14 protein-coding genes and 1 pseudogene are annotated in these 18,455 nt (G+C 47.6%); 6 read left to right on the top strand and 9 right to left on the bottom strand.

The genetic code is table 11. The features are described 5' to 3' along the window. Positions 1–39 precede the first annotated feature (39 nt). The 7 genes from dctP to ACIGG6_RS14955 form a co-directional block, all read right to left on the bottom strand. Complete coding sequence (dctP, locus tag ACIGG6_RS14985; protein WP_399845458.1) at positions 40–1,044, bottom strand: TRAP transporter substrate-binding protein DctP; 1,005 nt, start codon at positions 1,042–1,044, stop codon at positions 40–42. Between the two features lie 23 nt (positions 1,045–1,067). Continuing rightward, positions 1,068–2,402 (bottom strand): acetyl-CoA carboxylase biotin carboxylase subunit, encoded by a 1,335-nt coding sequence (gene accC / locus ACIGG6_RS14980; RefSeq protein WP_399845484.1) that lies wholly within the window; start codon positions 2,400–2,402, stop codon positions 1,068–1,070. A gap of 50 nt (positions 2,403–2,452) precedes the next feature. Further along, entirely contained in the window at positions 2,453–2,977 is a 525-nt protein-coding gene (gene accB, locus ACIGG6_RS14975) for an acetyl-CoA carboxylase biotin carboxyl carrier protein (protein ID WP_399845456.1), read from the bottom strand. Between the two features lie 26 nt (positions 2,978–3,003). Beyond that, positions 3,004–4,521 (bottom strand): pyruvate carboxylase subunit B, encoded by a 1,518-nt coding sequence (locus tag ACIGG6_RS14970; RefSeq protein ID WP_399845455.1) that lies wholly within the window; start codon positions 4,519–4,521, stop codon positions 3,004–3,006. 128 nt (positions 4,522–4,649) lie between these two features. Continuing rightward, positions 4,650–5,852 (bottom strand): 3-oxoadipyl-CoA thiolase, encoded by a 1,203-nt coding sequence (gene pcaF / locus ACIGG6_RS14965; protein ID WP_399845453.1) that lies wholly within the window; start codon positions 5,850–5,852, stop codon positions 4,650–4,652. A gap of 10 nt (positions 5,853–5,862) precedes the next feature. Continuing rightward, the gene (locus ACIGG6_RS14960; protein ID WP_058577220.1) at positions 5,863–6,636 is read right to left on the bottom strand and encodes a CoA-transferase subunit beta; all 774 of its coding nucleotides are present in this window, start codon (positions 6,634–6,636) and stop codon (positions 5,863–5,865) included. After that, on the bottom strand, positions 6,636–7,496 hold the full coding sequence (locus ACIGG6_RS14955; RefSeq protein ID WP_058577219.1) for a CoA transferase subunit A: 861 nt from the start codon (positions 7,494–7,496) through the stop codon (positions 6,636–6,638). Before ACIGG6_RS14955 ends, ACIGG6_RS14960 begins: the two co-directional genes overlap by 1 nt. 349 nt (positions 7,497–7,845) lie before the next feature. Here ACIGG6_RS14955 and ACIGG6_RS14950 point away from each other — a divergent pair, with 349 nt between their 5' ends. After that, positions 7,846–8,379 carry a 2,4'-dihydroxyacetophenone dioxygenase family protein gene (locus tag ACIGG6_RS14950; RefSeq protein WP_058577218.1) on the top strand — a complete coding sequence of 178 codons (534 nt, stop codon included), beginning with the start codon at positions 7,846–7,848 and terminating at the stop codon, positions 8,377–8,379. Positions 8,380–8,395: 16 nt separating this feature from the next. Further along, positions 8,396–9,571, top strand: coding sequence for an amidohydrolase (locus ACIGG6_RS14945; RefSeq protein WP_399845450.1), 1,176 nt, complete (start codon positions 8,396–8,398; stop codon positions 9,569–9,571). A gap of 142 nt (positions 9,572–9,713) precedes the next feature. Here the strand turns inward: ACIGG6_RS14945 and ACIGG6_RS14940 are convergent, their stop codons facing one another. Both ACIGG6_RS14940 and ACIGG6_RS14935 read right to left on the bottom strand, forming a co-directional pair. Beyond that, positions 9,714–9,965, bottom strand: coding sequence for an adenylyl-sulfate kinase (locus ACIGG6_RS14940; RefSeq protein ID WP_340638683.1), 252 nt, complete (start codon positions 9,963–9,965; stop codon positions 9,714–9,716). A gap of 855 nt (positions 9,966–10,820) precedes the next feature. Continuing rightward, positions 10,821–11,852: pseudogene (locus ACIGG6_RS14935) on the bottom strand (IS256 family transposase); the annotation flags it as partial. A 458-nt stretch (positions 11,853–12,310) separates the two neighbouring features. Here ACIGG6_RS14935 and ACIGG6_RS14930 point away from each other — a divergent pair. From ACIGG6_RS14930 to ACIGG6_RS14915, 4 genes are all read left to right on the top strand, one after another. Continuing rightward, positions 12,311–12,826, top strand: a complete 516-nt coding sequence (locus tag ACIGG6_RS14930) for a hypothetical protein (protein ID WP_399845448.1) — start codon at positions 12,311–12,313, stop codon at positions 12,824–12,826. A gap of 14 nt (positions 12,827–12,840) precedes the next feature. After that, a complete protein-coding gene (locus tag ACIGG6_RS14925) occupies positions 12,841–13,800 on the top strand; it encodes a hypothetical protein (RefSeq protein WP_399845446.1) in 960 nt (319 codons plus the stop codon). A gap of 503 nt (positions 13,801–14,303) precedes the next feature. Next, positions 14,304–15,230, top strand: a complete 927-nt coding sequence (locus ACIGG6_RS14920) for a hypothetical protein (RefSeq protein WP_399845445.1) — start codon at positions 14,304–14,306, stop codon at positions 15,228–15,230. Beyond that, complete coding sequence (locus ACIGG6_RS14915) at positions 15,227–18,442, top strand: site-specific integrase (RefSeq protein ID WP_399845443.1); 3,216 nt, start codon at positions 15,227–15,229, stop codon at positions 18,440–18,442. Before ACIGG6_RS14920 ends, ACIGG6_RS14915 begins: the two co-directional genes overlap by 4 nt. Positions 18,443–18,455 lie beyond the last annotated feature (13 nt).

Below are 18,455 nucleotides of genomic sequence, written 5' to 3'. Positions count from 1 at the left end.
GATGTGGCTGAGAAATACCCAGCCACAGTTTAGTAAATATTAGTAAGACATATCAGCCGATACTGCCATTTCACGTAGTTGGCGAGCATCATCACCGCTTTGCTCTTCAGCTACTTTCCAGACGCCTTCCGCCCAAAGACGCTCGTGGTTATCAGACTCTGATTGGCTAAATGAAGTAATCTGCATCCCATTTTCAATAAGGAAATCTTCTTCTTTTTCCTGTAATGCATCAAAATGGGCTACAGAATCAATTTCAATTTGCTTACCTGCTTCGATAAGCACTTCTTGTGCATCACTATCTAGAGCATTCCAACGGTCAAGATTCATAAAAATCATGACTCCGACCTGGCCAAACTCAGGATCTGTCATGTACTCAATAATTTCATGCCACTGAAGATCACTCGCGCCAGTTAACCCCCAAGCTGCACCGTCAATAACCCCTCGTTGTAATGCTGTATAAATATCCGTAACAGGCATATTTACTTGAGCACCACCAAGTTCCTCAATCATAGATTGGTACGAAACAGTTCCACGAATACGGCGTCCTTCTAGACCTGGCTCACCAGTAATGGGTTCACGAAGATAGAAACGGAACCCCTTGGTGCCTGTTGACGGAGCTGAAATCAGCTTTAATCCACGCTCTTGGTAGTGCTGATCAATATACTCAATGATGCCTTCCTCATGACGCTTAACGGGGTCTACGTCAATAGCATCAATAGCAAGGCCGACTGCCGTCGTACCTGAATGATAAGCAGGATGGGTGAACAGCAAATCAAATGCACCAGCTTGAACAGGTTGAAGTTGTTCAAATGTCGGTACAACATCAGGCCCCTGTACATTAATTTGAATACTTCCTTCAGACATTTCTTCGACCATTTCGATAAAAGATGGGCCGATTTCGCGATACCATGCAAAATTAGAAGGATAGCCAGCAAGCATATTTAGCTCTTGTGCTTCTACTTCTGAAGAGAAGCCCGCGCCTGCTGTACTAGCTACAGCCAGTGCAATTGCACAATGTTTAATTTTTTTTGTGATCATCTTCATTTTCATAATCCTAGTTTTTGTATTTAACGCTTCTTTTCAAGCAAACTGGCAACAAAAACAGTATTAAAGTCTCCTGACTTGAACTGTTCACTATTAATCAGTTTACTATGAAACTTTGCCGTAGTTTTAACGCCTTGAACTTCCATTTCTGAAAGCGCTCTTGTCATTCTAATGATGGCTTCATTTCGATCATAGCCCCAACAAATTAACTTGCCAATCATCGAATCATAGTAGGGAGGTATTTTATAGCCACTTTCCAAATGGCTATCCATACGAATACCAAATCCACCTGGTGGGCGGTAATACGTAATCGTACCAGGACAAGGCATAAATCCATTTTCAGGATCTTCTGCATTCAAGCGGCATTCTATAGCATGGCCATTAAGAACAATGTCTTTTTGTTCAATCTCCAACGACTGATCATCAGCAATTTTAATTTGCTCTTTAATAATATCTATTCCTGTAATCATCTCTGACACAGGGTGTTCAACCTGAACACGAGTGTTCATTTCTATAAAATAAAATTTTCTTTCAATATTATCAAAAACATACTCAACTGTGCCTGCACTCTTATAACTAACTTTTTCAGCTAGGCGTACAGCCGATTGACAAAGTTCGTTACGTTGTTCATCACTTAATGCTGGAGAGGGCCCTTCTTCCACTAATTTTTGGTTACGACGCTGAGCAGTACAATCACGCTCTCCCAAGTGAATGCATTTTTTACCATCAGCAAGCACTTGTACTTCAATGTGACGTATATCTGTTAAGTATTTTTCAATATAAACAGATGAGTCACCAAAAGCCACTTCTGCTTCTGACATTATTTCGTTAAGATCTTGCTCTAAGGTATCTCCTGACTTAACAACCCTCATGCCACGACCACCACCGCCAGCAGAGGCCTTTATGAGTAATGGAAATCCGACATTCTCAGCTATTTCAAGTGCCTTGTTAAATTCTTTAACGACTCCATCGGATCCAGGTATTGTAGGAACAGAAGCGGAATCTGCAATTTTCCTAGCTTCTATTTTGTCACCCATCTTTCCAATAATTTCTGCAGATGGCCCAATAAAAATTATGCCATTTTCTTCACACTTTCTTGCAAAATCAGCTTTCTCGGATAGAAATCCATATCCAGGATGGATAGCATCTACTCCAAATGCTAAAGCAGCGCTAATGATTGCATCCTGATTTTGGTAACTTGCTTGAGCTGAAGCAGGTCCAATACAAACCGACTCATCAGCCAGTTTAACGGCTAAAGTATCTTTATCAGCTTCTGAATACACAGCTACACTTTTCACACCGAGCTCTTTACAAGCTCGGACTATACGGAGCGAAATTTCGCCCCGATTTGCAATCATGACACTTTTTATTTTGTTTAACATAAAAAAACCTATTTTTAGAAAAAATATTATTCTTTTTCAATAAGCATAATGGGCTGACCAAATTCTACGGGCTGCTGATCTTCAACGTAAATTTCTTTTACGCGGCCATTCACTTTAGCTTCAAGGTTATTCATGAGCTTCATAACCTCAATAATACATACAATTGTCTTTGAAGTTACTTCCTGCCCCACTTCAACGAATGCAGGAGCACCAGGCTTAGGCGATTTGTAAAAAGTACCCACCATTGGTGCTGTAATTAAATGCTCATTTTCACCAACAGAAATATCTTTTTCTGACGATGCCTTCGTTTCAGTTGGTACTACACTAACCGCTTCGTTAACTTCTACTTTTTTTGACGTATTAGTCTTAGGGGCTGCTGCCGGTAGGGCTACTGGAGTTTCACTAACAGCTGGACGATGTGTGTTTTCATTACGGCTAATGAAAAGCTCAAGTCCATTATACGAAAGCGATAGCTCACGAATATCATTGCTTTCTTTTACCCATTTTGTCAGTTGCTTAAGATCGTTGAGGGTAATGTTTAGATCATTCATTTTAAATTCTCCTGTTTATTTCAAAATTAACGTGAAATTGAAACTTTAAAGTTTCCAGTTGACAAACTTACTTGCTTTTCATCTCCACCAGCAAGCCCTTTAATGAAAGAAACTAATTCGCCATTGTACTCATCTCCAGATTCTCCATTGGCAATAGCCTCTTTCATTCCATCGACTTGGTTACCAGCAAACATAGCTCGTAGCAACAACTCATCTTTTGTTGCATTTGGATACTGAGCAGCTAAGTCCTTCATCATGGGCTTGGGTGAGGTTGGCTTCTCACTAATTTCTGAAGAACCATTCTCAATTATTTTCTTGTAGACCTCTGAGTCTACTGGACCTAGCAAACGCCCGTAATACCCAAGCACGTATTTTTTAATTTCGTTTGGAACTGTGCCGTATCGCTCCCCAGAAATAACATTCATTACTGCCTGGGTGCCTACAAACTGAGCAAAAGGGGTAATCATAATAGGCCATGCGAGCTCTTTTCTTACTGTAGCAATTTCTTCAAGCAGCTCTTCGTAGCGATCTCCCAGGCCCGCAGTTTCTAGCTGTGCATGAAAGTTAGATAACATACCACCTGGAAGCTGGTGCTTGTAATGTAACGGGTTATATTCAGCAGGTTTGCCTTCTGGCTTACCTTCTATTTCACAAATATTCTTGAAGTATTCACTAACTTCATCAATCTTTTTATCATCGACTTTTACAACATAACCTAGCTCACGTAATGATTTTACGATTGTTTGCGTTGCCGGTTGAGCAGCGCCATTTGCTAAAGGTGCTATAGATGTATGTAAAATATCACATCCCAACTCGACTGCTTCTAAATAAACCAGTGGGCATAATGAGGTAAGGCAGTGACTATGAAGCTCTAGCGGACGGTCGCCAATGACTTCTTTAATCGCAGGTACTAAAGTGCGGATTCTTTCTGGCGTAAGCAGACCGCCAGCATCTTTAAGCATAATTGCATCAACGTTGGCTTTATCAATAAGCTCAATGGCCGTTTTGACAAACAGTTCATCTGTATGAACAGGACTTTCGCAGAAAGACAAGGCGCCAAATGTATATGCTCCAAGTTTCTTAGCTCGTTTCAAACAGCGAACAATATTTGAAACGTCATTTAGCCCATCAAAAGCCCCAATGACGCGGAACCCATTGTCATATAATTGATCAACCCACCCATCAATTACATCATCTGGTAGGAAATCAAAGGCAGCAATATTTTTTGAGCGAATCAATGCACGAAAATTAGTTTCTGGAGCAGCTTTATGTAACTCGCGTACTCGCTCCCAAGGGTCTTCTTTTAAGTAGCGAACTGAAACATCAAACTGAATAGGGGCCATCATATCTATATGATGAAACCCAATACTATTCATTGTTTCTGCAATTCCTAGCATGTGTTCAGTACGCATACGTGTTGCCCAAAGGCTTTGATGAGCATCACGGAAGGTTGTATCAATAATTTTAATTTCTCTTTGGCTGTTTTTGGGACGACCGCCCTCCCCAAAAATAGACGCAATACTTTTGTGAATTTCATTCTTCATTACTTATGACTCCTACCGGCTGTGTCTTGTATAATTTTCAATAATTGAATGATTCAGCTATATAGGATATGTACACACAGTGAACACTTGTTCGCCTATTGAAATCAACCCTATTCTTTAGTATTAAGCTAAGCTCTCTCAATTAACGTGGCGATGCCTTGGCCTACGCCTACGCACATAGTGCATAGCGCGTAGCGCTTGCCGCTGCTTTGCAGCTCGTGAGCAGCGGTTAGCAGCAAGCGTGCGCCAGACATGCCCAGCGGGTGGCCGAGCGCAATGGCTCCTCCGTTCGGATTCACCCGCGGGTCGTCATCCTTGAGGCCAAGATCGCGCATGCAGGCGAGCGCCTGGGCGGCAAAGGCTTCGTTGAGTTCAATCACGTCGATCTCATCAAGATTTATGCCGGTGCGCTTAAGTAGCTTCTGTACTGCTGGCACCGGGCCATAACCCATGATGCGTGGCTCAACGCCCGCCGTAGCCATGCCCAAAATCTTGGCTATAGGCTTTAAGCCTTGGGATTCGACCGCCGTTTGGCTTGCTACCAGCATTGCTGCTGCGCCATCGTTGACACCAGAGGAATTGCCTGCAGTAACGCTGCCACCCTCGCGGAATGGAGTGGGCAACCTTGCCAGTTTATCGAGCGTGGTCTCGCGCAAGTGCTCATCTTGATCGAAGATCAACGACGACTGCTTACGACGTGGAATCTCGATCGCAGTGATCTCTTGAGCTAAGCGGCCGGCTTTTTGGGCACTAGCAGCTTTTTGCTGCGAGCGTAGTGCGAAGGCATCTTGGTCTTCGCGAGAAATCTCGAACTCCTCGGCGACGTTCTCGGCGGTTTCCGGCATAGAATCCACGCCAAACGCTTTTTTCATCAACGGGTTGATAAAGCGCCAACCAATAGTGGTATCTTCAATTTTCTGGCCACGCGAGAATGCACTTTCGGCCTTGCCCATCACATAAGGTGCCCGTGACATCGACTCCACCCCGCCGGCGAGAGCGAGTTCCATCTCCCCTGCTTTGATCGCGCGACAGGCAGTAGCCACGGCGTCCATTCCCGAACCACACAAACGGTTCATGGTGGTGCCAGGCACGGACTCAGGGATACCGGCAAGCAGCGATGACATCCTCGCCACATTACGGTTATCTTCCCCGGCCTGGTTTGCACAGCCCATAAAAACCTCTTCGATAGCAGCCGGATCCAGGTCCGGCGCTTCGGCCAGCACGGCCTTGAAAATCGTGGCGGCAACATCGTCCGGGCGCATGCTAGCGAGCGCGCCACCAAAGCGGCCTACAGCGGAACGACGCGGATGGCAGAGAAATACATCGGTCATCATGTTCTCCTTACTGGCCGGCATGGGCGCGTTCAGTACGGGCTTTCAGCTCGCGTAGTACGCTAAGCTCTTTCCCACTCGGCTCGGGAGTACTCTCAACCTGCTCAGCGAAGCGAATTTCCCAGCCCGTGGCATCAATCACGTCTTCACGCGTAACGCCCGGATGCAGTGAGACTACCATCAGTTCTTTACTCTCGGGGTCGGGCTTCATCACGCAGAGATCGGTAATCACGCGCGTGGGGCCTTTGCCAATATTGGGTACGCCATCTCGGCCCTTACCGTCGCGACCAAAGCCGAGAGTCGTTACGAAATCGATTTCCTCGACAAATGCTCGCTTGGAGTGTTTAAGGGTAATAAAGACTTCGCCCGCGTTAGTAGCGATCTCCGGTGCCCCGCCACCGCCCGGTAGGCGCACTTTGGGTGCGCGGTAATCACCAATCAGTGTGGTGTTCAAATTGCAGTAGCGATCGATCTGTGCGGTGCCCAGAAATCCCACATCGATCTTGCCGCCTTGTAGCCAGTAGCGGAACATTTCCGGCACCGCCACGGTGGTCAAAGCAGTTTCAGCTAGCTCGCCATCGCCAATCGAGAGCGGCAGCACGTTCGGCTTGGTCTGAAGGGTGCCTGATTCATAAATCAGCACTATCTCTGGGGCGTGGGTTAGGCGCGCCAGATTGGCGGCCTCACTGGGCAGGCCAATGCCAACAAAGCAGGTAGAGCCGTTTTCTAGTGCTCGCGCGGCGGTAACGGTCATCATTTCCGAAGCGGTATATTCCAGGCTCATCAGACTTGCCCTCCTGCACTGTCACTGGCGGCGCTGTCGTTAGAAGCACCGTCACCCACGTTAAAGACGTTTTCGTTGAGCCACAAAGTAAAAGTGTCGCGATCGCGGGCGATGACATCCCACTCCTTATAGAAGCGGTTATTGCGGTCGTAATAACCGTGGGTATAGGACGGCAGCGCCCCTTTTTCGGCCACGGCAATCACGCTAATCGCCCAGCTGGGGATCACGCAGGCATTGGGATGCGTGTTTAAGTCATCGACGATTTCCTCGACGGTGACAATGCTGTGCTTCGCCGCCATTACGGCTTCTTTCTGTACGCCGACAATGCCTTCCACCAGCACGTTGCCCTGACGGTCGGCGCGCTGAGCGTGAACGATGGAAACGTCTGGACGCACCGCGGGCACCGCCGCCAACTGTTCTCCGGTGAAAGGACACTCGATAAATTTGATCTGATCGTTGACGCTGGGCAGTTCACTACCCACGTAGCCGCGCAATACCGCCAACGGCAAACCTGCAGCACCCGCTTCGAAAGCGCAGGCCATCGCGGCGTGGCTATGCTCAAGAATCTCGATCTTGCGCGGCCAGCCCTTCTCAACCGCATCGCGTAAACGGTGCAATGAGCCAACACCCGGGTTGCCGCCCCAGGAGAAGATCACCTTTTTGGCGCAGCCAGCACCGATCAATTGATCGTAGATCAGGTCGGGGGTCATGCGAATTAGGGTTAAATCACGCTTTTTTTGACGGATGACTTCATGACCCGCGGCAAATGGGATCAGGTGGGTAAAGCCCTCCATGGCAACGGTGGCGCCGTCTTCAACGAAACGTGCTACAGCGTCATGCAAGCTCAAAAACTCGGCCATATACTCTCCAGATTTTCCATCACCTATGAATCTAGTGGCAGCCGTATTTGGCCCCTCTCTTATGTTCGCTAGGTGAACATTATTTTTCTATGTGAACAATTTAGTTGCGATGGTCCAACACGTCAACATGGCTTTTATGCCTAAAAAAAATCCACAGTCAAATTATTTTCTTTATTTTCAATATCTTATGATTTTTTAACTGAATTAGTTTTATTGTTTTTTTACTAAAGTATTAATTTCATGCATAAAAACACACCATTACAACAAAAGTCGTATTTACACGGGAATGAACATATAGCATCACTCAAAAGAGATACTTGGCTTCTCTATAAAAACAAGGTAAATAAAAATGCATGAAAAAACTAATAACAACGATTTACCGTATCAACTCCTACAACCTAGCTATATGAGACCTGACTTACTTCTCGAAAAAGCCCTCACCGATTACTTAACGGATGACGAACTGTGGGTTCCATCAACTTCAGAAGGTGTATCTTTCAAACCTCTGCTTCTACATGCAAGCTCTGGTTACTATGTTAATTTACTACGCGTTAAGAAACATGGCTTTCTTTCACGCCATCGCCATTCTGGAGATGTCCAAGCATTTGTTTTAAAAGGTAAATGGTACTATTTAGAGCATGACTGGATTGCTAAAGAAGGCTCTTTTGCATATGAACCTCCTGGAGAAACGCATACTTTATTTGTTCCAGATGACGTTAAAGAAATGATTACACTATTTACCGTTAAAGGCGGCTATACCTATGTAGATGAATATGGCAAAGCCTGTGGTTATGAAGATGTTTTCACTAAAATTGAAGCCGCGAAAAAGCATTACAATAATATTGGACTAGACATCGAAGAGCTAAATAAAATCATCAGGTAATCAAAAGGAATAGTAGATGAACAAGTTTTGCAATAGTGAGAGTTTAAGAAAAATTCGCAGAGAGTTACACCAAAACCCAGAAATAGGTTTTGAAGAAAATTTTACGGCAAATAGAGTTCGAACATTTTTAGAAGATAATAACATAAGATATGTTTCTGGTTTGGGAAAAACAGGCATAGTCGCTTGGGTCACTGGACAGAAAAACGATAGTGGTAATAGTGTAGCCCTTCGGGCAGATATGGATGCCCTACCTATAGAAGAGAAAAGCGGTGTAACTTATTCTTCAGTGAACAAGGGTAAAATGCATGCTTGCGGCCATGATGGGCATGTAACCATGTTATTGGGCGCAGCTTTATTTTTAATAAAAAACAACAACTTCTCTGGCACCGTTTATTTTATATTTCAACCTGCTGAAGAAGGACTTGGCGGCAGCAAGGCCATGATTAAAGATGGTCTTTTTGAAAAATTCAGCATTAATGAAATATATAGCATTCATAATTGGCCTGATTTACCCGTAGGTAAATTTGGTTTAATGGATGGGCCTATTATGGCAAGTGGAGACCGTATAGATATTGTGATTCATGGAAAAGGAGGCCATGGAGGTCTAAGTCCGCATAACTGCATTGATCCTATACGGATTGCATCTGAATTAATCAACAAAGCTCATACTATTGTAGGTCGGGAAATAAACCCATTAAGTCCAGCCGTAATTAGCATATGCTCTATTAATGGAGGTGATATTAATGGGTTTTCAGTAATACCAAATACCGTCAAAATGAGTGGAACAACCAGGGCTTTAGATAAGGTGACTCAAGCCTCTATTCACTGTGCTCTAAGAAACCTATGTGAAAGCATTGAAAAATACTATGGAACGAGCATAGAATTAAAAATAGAGAACAAGTTCAGTATAACTTTTAATGAAAAATCAGCAACAAAAAAAGCGCTAAAAGTTATATGTGAAAATTTTGGAAGTGAGAGCATCCAAGAAAATCATCATCCAAGCATGGCAGGAGAAGACTTTTCATTTATGCTAGATGAAGTTCCAGGCGCCTATATTCATGTAGGCTCTGGTGATGACAATCATAAGCATGGACTGCATAGTCCATATTATGATTTTAATGATGAAATTATTCCTACTGGTGTAACATTGCTATCTCAACTAGCAATTAAATCTTTAGAAACACAGGTTTAAAAAATCAAGTTTAAATTAAGAATTATCTACAACGTTTATTTATGGCCGCTTAGATGGTGGCCATGTCTGATAGGCTGAGCAGGGAATTGTGAGGACGGCATATTGATGCACACAGATTAAAAGCAAGCTTTCATCAGTTGCGTCACCAACTCTTGCTGAGTGTGGTAGATAGTATTAAGTGATACAGGCCTTTCGGATCACGCTGTTCACATACTTCCAGCGGCGTGTTGACACACACCTCGATACAATCACCTTTATCAAACAGCTCACGGTCAGCACGGAAAGGCGATATAAAGGCAGTAATCACGATTATGCTGGCCTCAGCAAATAACCGTACCACTTCGCCCACGCGGCGGATATTCGTAAACGATCCACTAACCTTGCAATTACCCACAAAACATCAGCTACATAAGCATACTGTTGATAAAGTAAAGCCCGATGTGTTTTTTTGGCTTCTCAGTTCGTTCGATATGATAAGAGGTATCAATATGGGACAACACTGGGTGAACGAGGAAATGACTGGCTGCGACTTGGGGGACGCGCGACTGCATTGATCCTGCAGGATACAACCGAGTTTTCTTTCAAGCATTCGTCATCTGAGAAGATTGGTTTCATTAATGAATCAACCGGGCGCAAGATGAAAGAAGGACGGCACCTTAAACATACCGTCTGCGGGCTTTTAATGCACGCTAGTCTGGCTATCACAACGGAAGGGTTGCCCTTGGGTCTAACAGCTGCCAAATTCTGGACGCGGAACAAATTCAAAGGCACAGAAGCTCTCAAGCGCAAGGTTAATACGATCCGCGTACCCATCGAGCAGAAAGAAAGCATGCGTTGGCTTGACAACCTGCAGCGTTCTACTGAGCTTGCAGGTTCACCTGAACGGTGCGTGCATATCGGTGATCACGAGCGTGACATTTTTGAACTCTTTTGTCTGGCTCAAGATCTTAGCACTCACTTTTTGATCCGCAGTTGCGTTGATCGTCTCGCCGAGGAGGGAGGCACTACGATTTCTCAAGTGATGGCCAAGACTCAGGTCAGTGGAACACACGATATTCACTTTCGTGACAAGCGAGGCAATCAACAGGAGGCGACCCTATCGGTCAAGCATGCAACGATGACAGTTTGTCCACCGATTGGGAAACAGAAAAAGTACCCAAAACAGAAGCTTGGTATTATTTTTGCGGAAGAGAAAACCCACCCGAAGGGCGTTCCCCTATCATCTGGAAGTTGGTCACTAGAACCGCATGTTCCGGCTGCGTTTGCTCCGCAGGCGAATCGTAGCGAAGGTCGATTTGATCGGATTGGTTGTACGAATATGCAACCAGTGCTCTGCCGGATAGTCGTAGAACGCCAGCAACGCCTCCCGATTCTTCATCAAACACGCCATGGCTGTTGGGTACTTGGCGTCGAAGCGTTTCACGGTGCGATCAAACGCCTTGTGGGCATCAAAGCGTATCTCGGCCATCCATATCTCGTATAGATCAGCTTTGACCTTGCGCTGTACGGATTTCGGTAGCTTATTCAGCACATTAGCCGTCTTATGTACCCAGCAACGCTGGTGATCCGTTTCCGGATAGAGCTGGCTCAACTCCGCCCAGCACCCCATGGCACCGTCGACGATCGCAAGCTTGGGGGCATTCGCGTAACCCCGTTAGCAGCTCTTCCCAGCTGGCCTCCGATTCGCGTCGTCCATCCTCAACGGCGACCAGCTCTTTACGGCCATGCTCGGTCACACCGATGATCACCAGCAGGCACAGGCTGTCATCCATGCGCACCTTGCTGTAGATACCGTCGACCCACCAGTAGACATAGCGCTGCTCTGATAGATCGCGTTTCTGCCAGTCAGCATGCTCATCTGGCCTTTGGCCTGATCACCGAGCAGCGCGGCCAGTGCCTCTTGGTAATCGCCGGTGGAGATCCTCTTCAGGTAGAGCCAGGGGATCAACTCCTCGATACTGCGAGTCCGCTTCAAATAAGGCGGTAGCAGGCTGCTGTTAAAGCAAGCGCCATGGCTGCTGTGGTCTCGTACCTTGGGCACTTGCACGCTAACATCACCGATGCCCGTCTGGATCGTACGCTCGGGCAAGTGGCCGTTGCGGATCACGGCACGACGCCCATCCTCTAGCGTTTTGTCGGCGTATTGCTCCAGAAACGTCGTTAACTCCGGCTCCCCGGCCTTGGCGATTAAGTCTCGGGCTCCCTGGCGTAGCAGTTCATGCAGTGGGTCCGTGATGTCGTTTTCTGGCTGTGTGACGGCTTGGAGGGTCGAATCATTCATGGCGTATCCACCTGTGTTGGTTGAGATCTTGGTCGTGATCAATCAACAGGATACGCCACCCTTCCTACTTCCTCCCATACACCAGAATCGAGCTTAACTCTCGTGTTCATGAGAAGTCCTGTCCAGGTGTAACACGTCGCTGCAATGATGGCGTATTGTACGGGTAAGTGCAGGCTTCAAGACACTTGGAAGATCAGCGTGACGATGTCATGGATAACTATTAAAATTGACTACGATCATATTTAAAAAACAAATGTCGAAACTTACCTGAACAGATATATATCAACAGCCCACCTCCAAGCGCACACTTTAGAGTGACGAGGCCACACTGAATTTTTTTACACCAAAGGGGTTGCGCCATTTAAAAACCATGATAAAAAAGAAGTCACACTTACTTAAAGCATGATGCCTTTAGATAGTAAGCAAAAGCACTCCCACAAAATCAAACAGGTATTTTGATGCTAAAAGAGCGTGGTTCAAGAAAGGTTCCACTGTCGCATATCGAGGTGAGCAGATACCTATCGCCCTCGGTGCGTCGCCTTTTATTAGCCCGCCCGCCATTTTTGCAAGCGATTCAAAGGATGACCGACGATGCTCTAAAAGCCTATATCCTTCAGCACCCTCCTGTTGTCTACGAAGCCAAGAGGGGCAAAAAATATGACGATCCGCTGTTTTGTATTGCGAACCTGCATGCCCTGTATATAGCGAAAAACCGCTTTCACGGCAGTGAGAAGGTGCGCGTCACACTGGTAGAAGCACCGCCCAGTCAACAAACAAATGCGGTTGCTCTGTTTTTCGCGTTATCTGCGGAAGCGTGCCATGCACTCTCTCCCAATGAGGCAGGGCATTACTTAGCTGCTCTATGGAATGAGCTCATGTCTGATCAACCAGCATTATTAATGGATGTGTCCGAACGCTTCAGCAATAAGACCACTTTCTGTGATGCTTTTGGCCTTAATCGACGGCTGTATTAGAGGCGACTACCTTCATGGATGAAACCACTAAGCATAAGGCACTTTTAGAAGAAGTTCTTCAGCCGCGTAACGACTATTTGGGGATAGAAGCGATAAAGCCACTGCTAGTCCAGACAATTGAACACTTAGCTAGCATTGGCGATGACGCTTGGGATCTATCAGCACTCTCCGCACTGGCAACCGCCATTAATAAAAACACGCTGAATTTAACTTCACAAACTGGGAGTGGTGAAAAAGGGATTCATAGCACAAACCCTATCCATGGCGCTTTGTTTAAGCTTGCTAGCTCAAAGGTAGCGACAGAAAAGCTGGGCGAACGACTCACGCTACTCGCTCACATCATTAACGTGGCGTTTAAATGGCGCCTGGATATGCGAGCGGCCCAGAACAACCCAGCGTTTACGGAAGAGGACGAAAAGCGCCTCACACCGACTACCTACCGCCAAAATTTGGAGTCAGCTTGCAAGGTAGTAAGGCGCATTGAAGCAGATGGGATAAACCTCCTCACCCCTTTAGACCGGCCTACTATCAAAGTCAGCATATGCTGCGATGCGTATCACGTGGACGAGTATAGCCAGCAAAAAGATAAATATATTAAGGAATTAGGCCGTTTTTTAGCCTATGGACTGAATAGGCGGCAGCCGCGACGCGGGTACCAAGAAAAAACAGAGCATAATGCACAAAAAAGACCCAGCGCTCAGCGTCAGCGGCTTTTCGATGATGACCCGGACGAACACTGGGAAGCAGCAGCTGCCTCAGTATTAAAACTCGCTCCAGAACTCAATGAAGACACCGAAAGTACGCAGCGTACCGCTGGTTTATCCATCACCGAAGAGCGTCCGACTGTTGAGCTGATTCAGAGCGATCAGCCTGTCAAAACGGCTCCTCTCTGCAAGCGGTATTTCGAGCCCAAAGCCAGCAAATTTTTCAAGATAAAGCGGCACAGCTGCTGCCGGGGCGTTGGGAACAGTTAAGTACGTTTGATCTTTATCAGCTCATGCAACAGTTGAACCAGCTACCTTCAGACAAACGCCGCCGCATTGGGTGTGTCATCGGGCTGCTGTTAACCACCGGCCGCGGCCTAAACAGTGTGCTGGATGCGCAGGTGCTGCCTATGAAAAAGAAAGCACCTAGTACTCTCAATGAACACTCCATCATCGTTATGCATGGTGACAGCCCTGGGTGGCTATCTGGCATTTTGCGGCCCGAAAGCAGTCGTCAAATGACGGGGGAGTGGCCGAAGCACATGCGTACGACTCAGGTATCGTTAACACTGCCAGTCCCCACATTCAGCTGGCGGCTGATAGAAGGACAAGCCTCATATATTGTGCGACGCGTTAGGAAGCGTGCACTCCCCCTCTTCAATAAAGACGGCAGAGCAGAACTGGAAAATGATGTAAAAGAACTGCTTTCTACTATCAATCGAAAAACAGGCGCTCGGCTAACCGCGCACCGGTTAGGAGCGCACCTTTTTAATATGCTCAATACGGGCGATGCAGATTTAACAGCCGCGTGCCTGATCACAGGGCGTATGCCGTCGTTCGGCCAGCAAACGTCTTTGTATTACTACGCGCCCAGCACAAGCTATATAGAGCAGCAGTATGTCGAGGCCATGCGCGAGATTGAGCAGCAATGCGCCACCTCTTTGCCTAAATCCGATGAGATTAAACCCGTCTGTGCAGCTGCCAACCTTGCTCCATCTGGCAACCCTCAATATGTAGGCTCTAAGCTGGTACCTATAACGACATACGTTAACGATCTAGTTGCTACCCTGCAGCATCGCGTCAAATCCGCTAGAAAAGGCGTGCAACCACTAGAACTGTTCACGATGCACAACGCCTACGTTGCCTATACCGTCGCTATGCTGATGTTCTCAACCGGTTACCGTAGCATTCGCGACCCACTACCCAAGTGGAAAAATATTTCTTTATCTCGGCGCATGATTGTCATCGCAGATAAAACGGATGATAAGCAAAGCCATGCCCGCTTTTTACCGCTCACCAGCCTCATGGTTGAGCAATTAGCGCACTACCAACGCCATCGCAGGGGGCTGATAGACCGCTTGGAGTTTTATCTTCAGAAACAGTGGGAGACGCCGTTTATGTTTTTAAACCAATCCGGCACGCCACAAGAAGTTACTCCCTCTAGGCTGGAAGAGCATCTGCAATGGCGAGACACACCCCCGCTCAATATCAACCGTCACTATTTACATACTCAGCTGAAAGAGCGCGGCTTAGCATCTGAGGTAGTGGATGCGTTTATGGGGCATTGGGATGCGGGACAGGCACCGTGGGACAACTACTCAACATTTTGCCCCCGTGAGTACTGCGCGCTTATTGCCCCTGTGATTGAGAAGCTAATGAAAGCGCAAGGCTGGAAAGCATTAAAGGGTAAGGCGTTATGAGCGATAGCGATCACGCCATCTGGTCAGGTTGGAAACTATCACCCCCTAAAAAAAGCACCTCCGATGGACAAGAGGAGCGTCGCTATCAGCGAGCTTGTGAGCGCTACCAGCGCTGGAAAGCCATTCTTGCATCATTAGAACAGCAGGTTACCGGCATTATGTCTGGCCAGCGGGATATCGTGATGCCTGATGCGGTTATTGCTGCAGCGTTTGATGCTCTACACCAGCAAGCGCCGCCCAGTACGCTGAAAATAACACACAATTTTTTGGTGAAAGGGCTGGAGCGAGGTAGCCAGCAGCTGAATTGGACAGTGGCCATCCCAAGCCCACTGGTTACGGTAGACCGCGAGCCACCCGCCGTCACTACCGAATCGTTTGCTGCGCTACATAGTTGGGATGTGCTTGTTGAGGCCCACGACACGTTTCCAAGCGCCGCAGGATATAGCGGTTATGCTCTGCGTAAATGGCTGATAGGACGATGGTTATTTCAGCTTATTCGCGAAGGGGCTGTGCTGCATAAACGCCATCTTGAGCAACTGCCCGACGCCTTTGAGAAGGGTGTCACCCTGACTAACGGTGCGGTGTTTCTCACGTTGGAAGAAGGAGCGCCGCTGCCTATTGAGGACGATGACGATCAAACAGCCGATGACAGTGCATCTGCCGATCAGTCTTCAGAGACGCCGTTTGAAAAAGAGCAACGCGTTTGCTATCGCCGTCTGTTTCTCAGCCCAACCAGTCAGTTGATGCTGCTACGTACTTACCAAGAGGCGGGCAACGCGTGGCCTCGTACCGCTGCTAAAAGTCGCCTTCCGGTCGCACAATGCCTGATATTTTATCTCAAGCATATTGACGACGGTGCGTCGCTAAAAAGCATCTCCGAGCTGCTTTCAATGGCTTATACCGCCTCTTCGTTTGATAAGCCTCCCCTGCTGAATCACTACGCCAGCAGAGCAAATGTTGCGCAATCGTTACGCCCTTCATCTTGGCAGCGACTGACTCAGCGCCACGTATTAACTGATACGTTGAGGGACTCCAGCGGCAACGATGTGTATCTGGAGTTTCAGACACCCGCGCCGTCTCAAGCGCCGCCTTCGGATCAACTGAAGCAGTTTCGTCAGCTGCAGCGGTGTTTATCTAACTCATTAGGTGGCCGAGCCACCGAGCGTGAAGCAATCAGTAACATTGAAACATTTTTAAGCGCCTCCAACCGTAACGGTGCGATGGTGACGCTGCTGGCAAGATGGTGTCTGAAGCTGTTGCAGAAAGGAGGCCGTGTAAAATCTAAGCTCGCCGTTAGTTCGGTAAAAAGATACCTATCCGCGATTGGTCGCTCGCTAGTGGCTCAAAGCTCAGCGTTAGATGAGCTACAAACGGCCAGTGCTGATCAATGGGAAGCGCTATATGAGAACGTCTTAAATAGTGTCAAACCCGATGTTGAGCGAGCGACGGTGCAGAATCGCCTGTGTGATTTTCACCATTTTTTAATGGATACCATTGCAGCGCCATCGATTGACCTGGAAGGCATGCCAGGCGCTAAAAAGCGTGTGGACGTTAATATTGTGACGCCTGCTGAATTTCGTCGTGCGCTCAACTTGATCGAGTCTTCCGAGCAGCCTGAGCGCTTTCGCACCATGCAAAAGCTCGCGCTCATCTTGGGTTATCGCTTAGGGTTACGGCGAAGCGAATGTGCCGGGCTACTTGTTCGAGATGTTGTTTATATAGAGGGTACCGCCACCTTTACCGGTGAGCTTATTATCCGCTCCAACACCTATCGACGAGGAAAAAGCTATGCAGCCACGCGGCGGTTGCCGCTGTGGTTATTAATGCCCGACGAGCAGGCGCAACTAATTGCATGGGCCAAGCGTCGCCAGGGGGAAACCACTACTCAACAAATACACAAGCAACTGCTGTTTTGCAGCAGCGGTAGTGGCTATTTGTTGCTCGATGACAAAGTGCTGTTTCAGCCAGTGCACACCGCTTTAAGAACGGTCAGTGGTGATCCTAGTCTTCGTTACCACCACCTCAGGCACAGCTTCGTGACCTTTACGCTACTGCGGTTGCTGGAGCGCTCACCTTGCGAACTGCTACCTACGGCCTGGCTGCTAGATGACCACGGAGACATCGCATTACCGAACACAACCGCTGATATTTCTGTGCTGGCCGGTTTAGCGCCTCAAGATCGCCCTTCCCGCAAACGGCTTTGGCAGCTTGCACTGTGGGCAGGGCATGCAAGCCCCGAGGAAACACTCAGCACGTACTCCCATTTGCTAGATTGGGTGCTTGGCCACATCACCTTTCGACACTATAACCCTATGCTCCGTCTCGAACAGCAACTGGCATTGCTGAGCTTTCAAACAAAGACGGTACTCACCAGCTGGCGAAACCGTCGCGATTTAATCGGTAAGACACAAGCAAGCGAACTCTTAAGCCATTTGCAAACGGAGTGGCAGCCGTTTATTGCCGACGACTTGTTGAAAAATGCGTGGAGAACATACCAACCACCCGCTGTTAATCCTCTCGACAACTCCCTAGAAAGCTCGTTTAACTGGCCCGAGGCAACGACGATTTATCAGTCTCTTCGCCTTATCGAACAACAAGAGGCGCGCGAGGAATCCTTAGATAAAGCAATCCAGCAGACCGCGAAAAGGTTTGCCCTTGAGGAAGAACCACTACGCCAATGGGTAGCCAATGGCGAACGGCTAATGCAACGCAAAACGCGACGCACCAATCAGCAATTTAGCCGTGAAGCCAACCGACATGACCGGCAGCGGCGCGTCACGTCAACGCGTGTCTATATGCCAGAACTTTATCGCTGCATGGCACCGCCTGTTAAACCAACCGTGTTGAAAGAAACAGGGCAGTTTTTTCATCGCTTGCTGGATTGGCACCAAAAAGAGCCCAGCAAGGCTGAAGAGAGCCTGATCACCTTACGAAACCATATACAGCGCAGTACGGGACATATCGTGCTCCCCGATGCAGACGCTATCAATCGCGTACGTGAGCTATTGCGCCCGCTGCGCTGCTTTCAACATACGTATCTAGTTGTTGAAGTCACTGTTAATGCGAAGGCAAAGCGTGTTAAGCAGCACTGGTCAAACGCGACGAATATTCCTCACCCACGTATTGAGCTGATACCAACGCCCTCCCCTTCGGGCCACACGCGCTATTGGTACGGAAACGCCCACCTCAAAATTACGGGTATACGGATTTAATGGTTGATGGGGC

This window comes from Vreelandella lionensis (assembly GCF_044543515.1).
Lineage (GTDB): Bacteria > Pseudomonadota > Gammaproteobacteria > Pseudomonadales > Halomonadaceae > Vreelandella > Vreelandella lionensis.
This window is presented reverse-complemented; position numbering and strand designations above follow the sequence as displayed.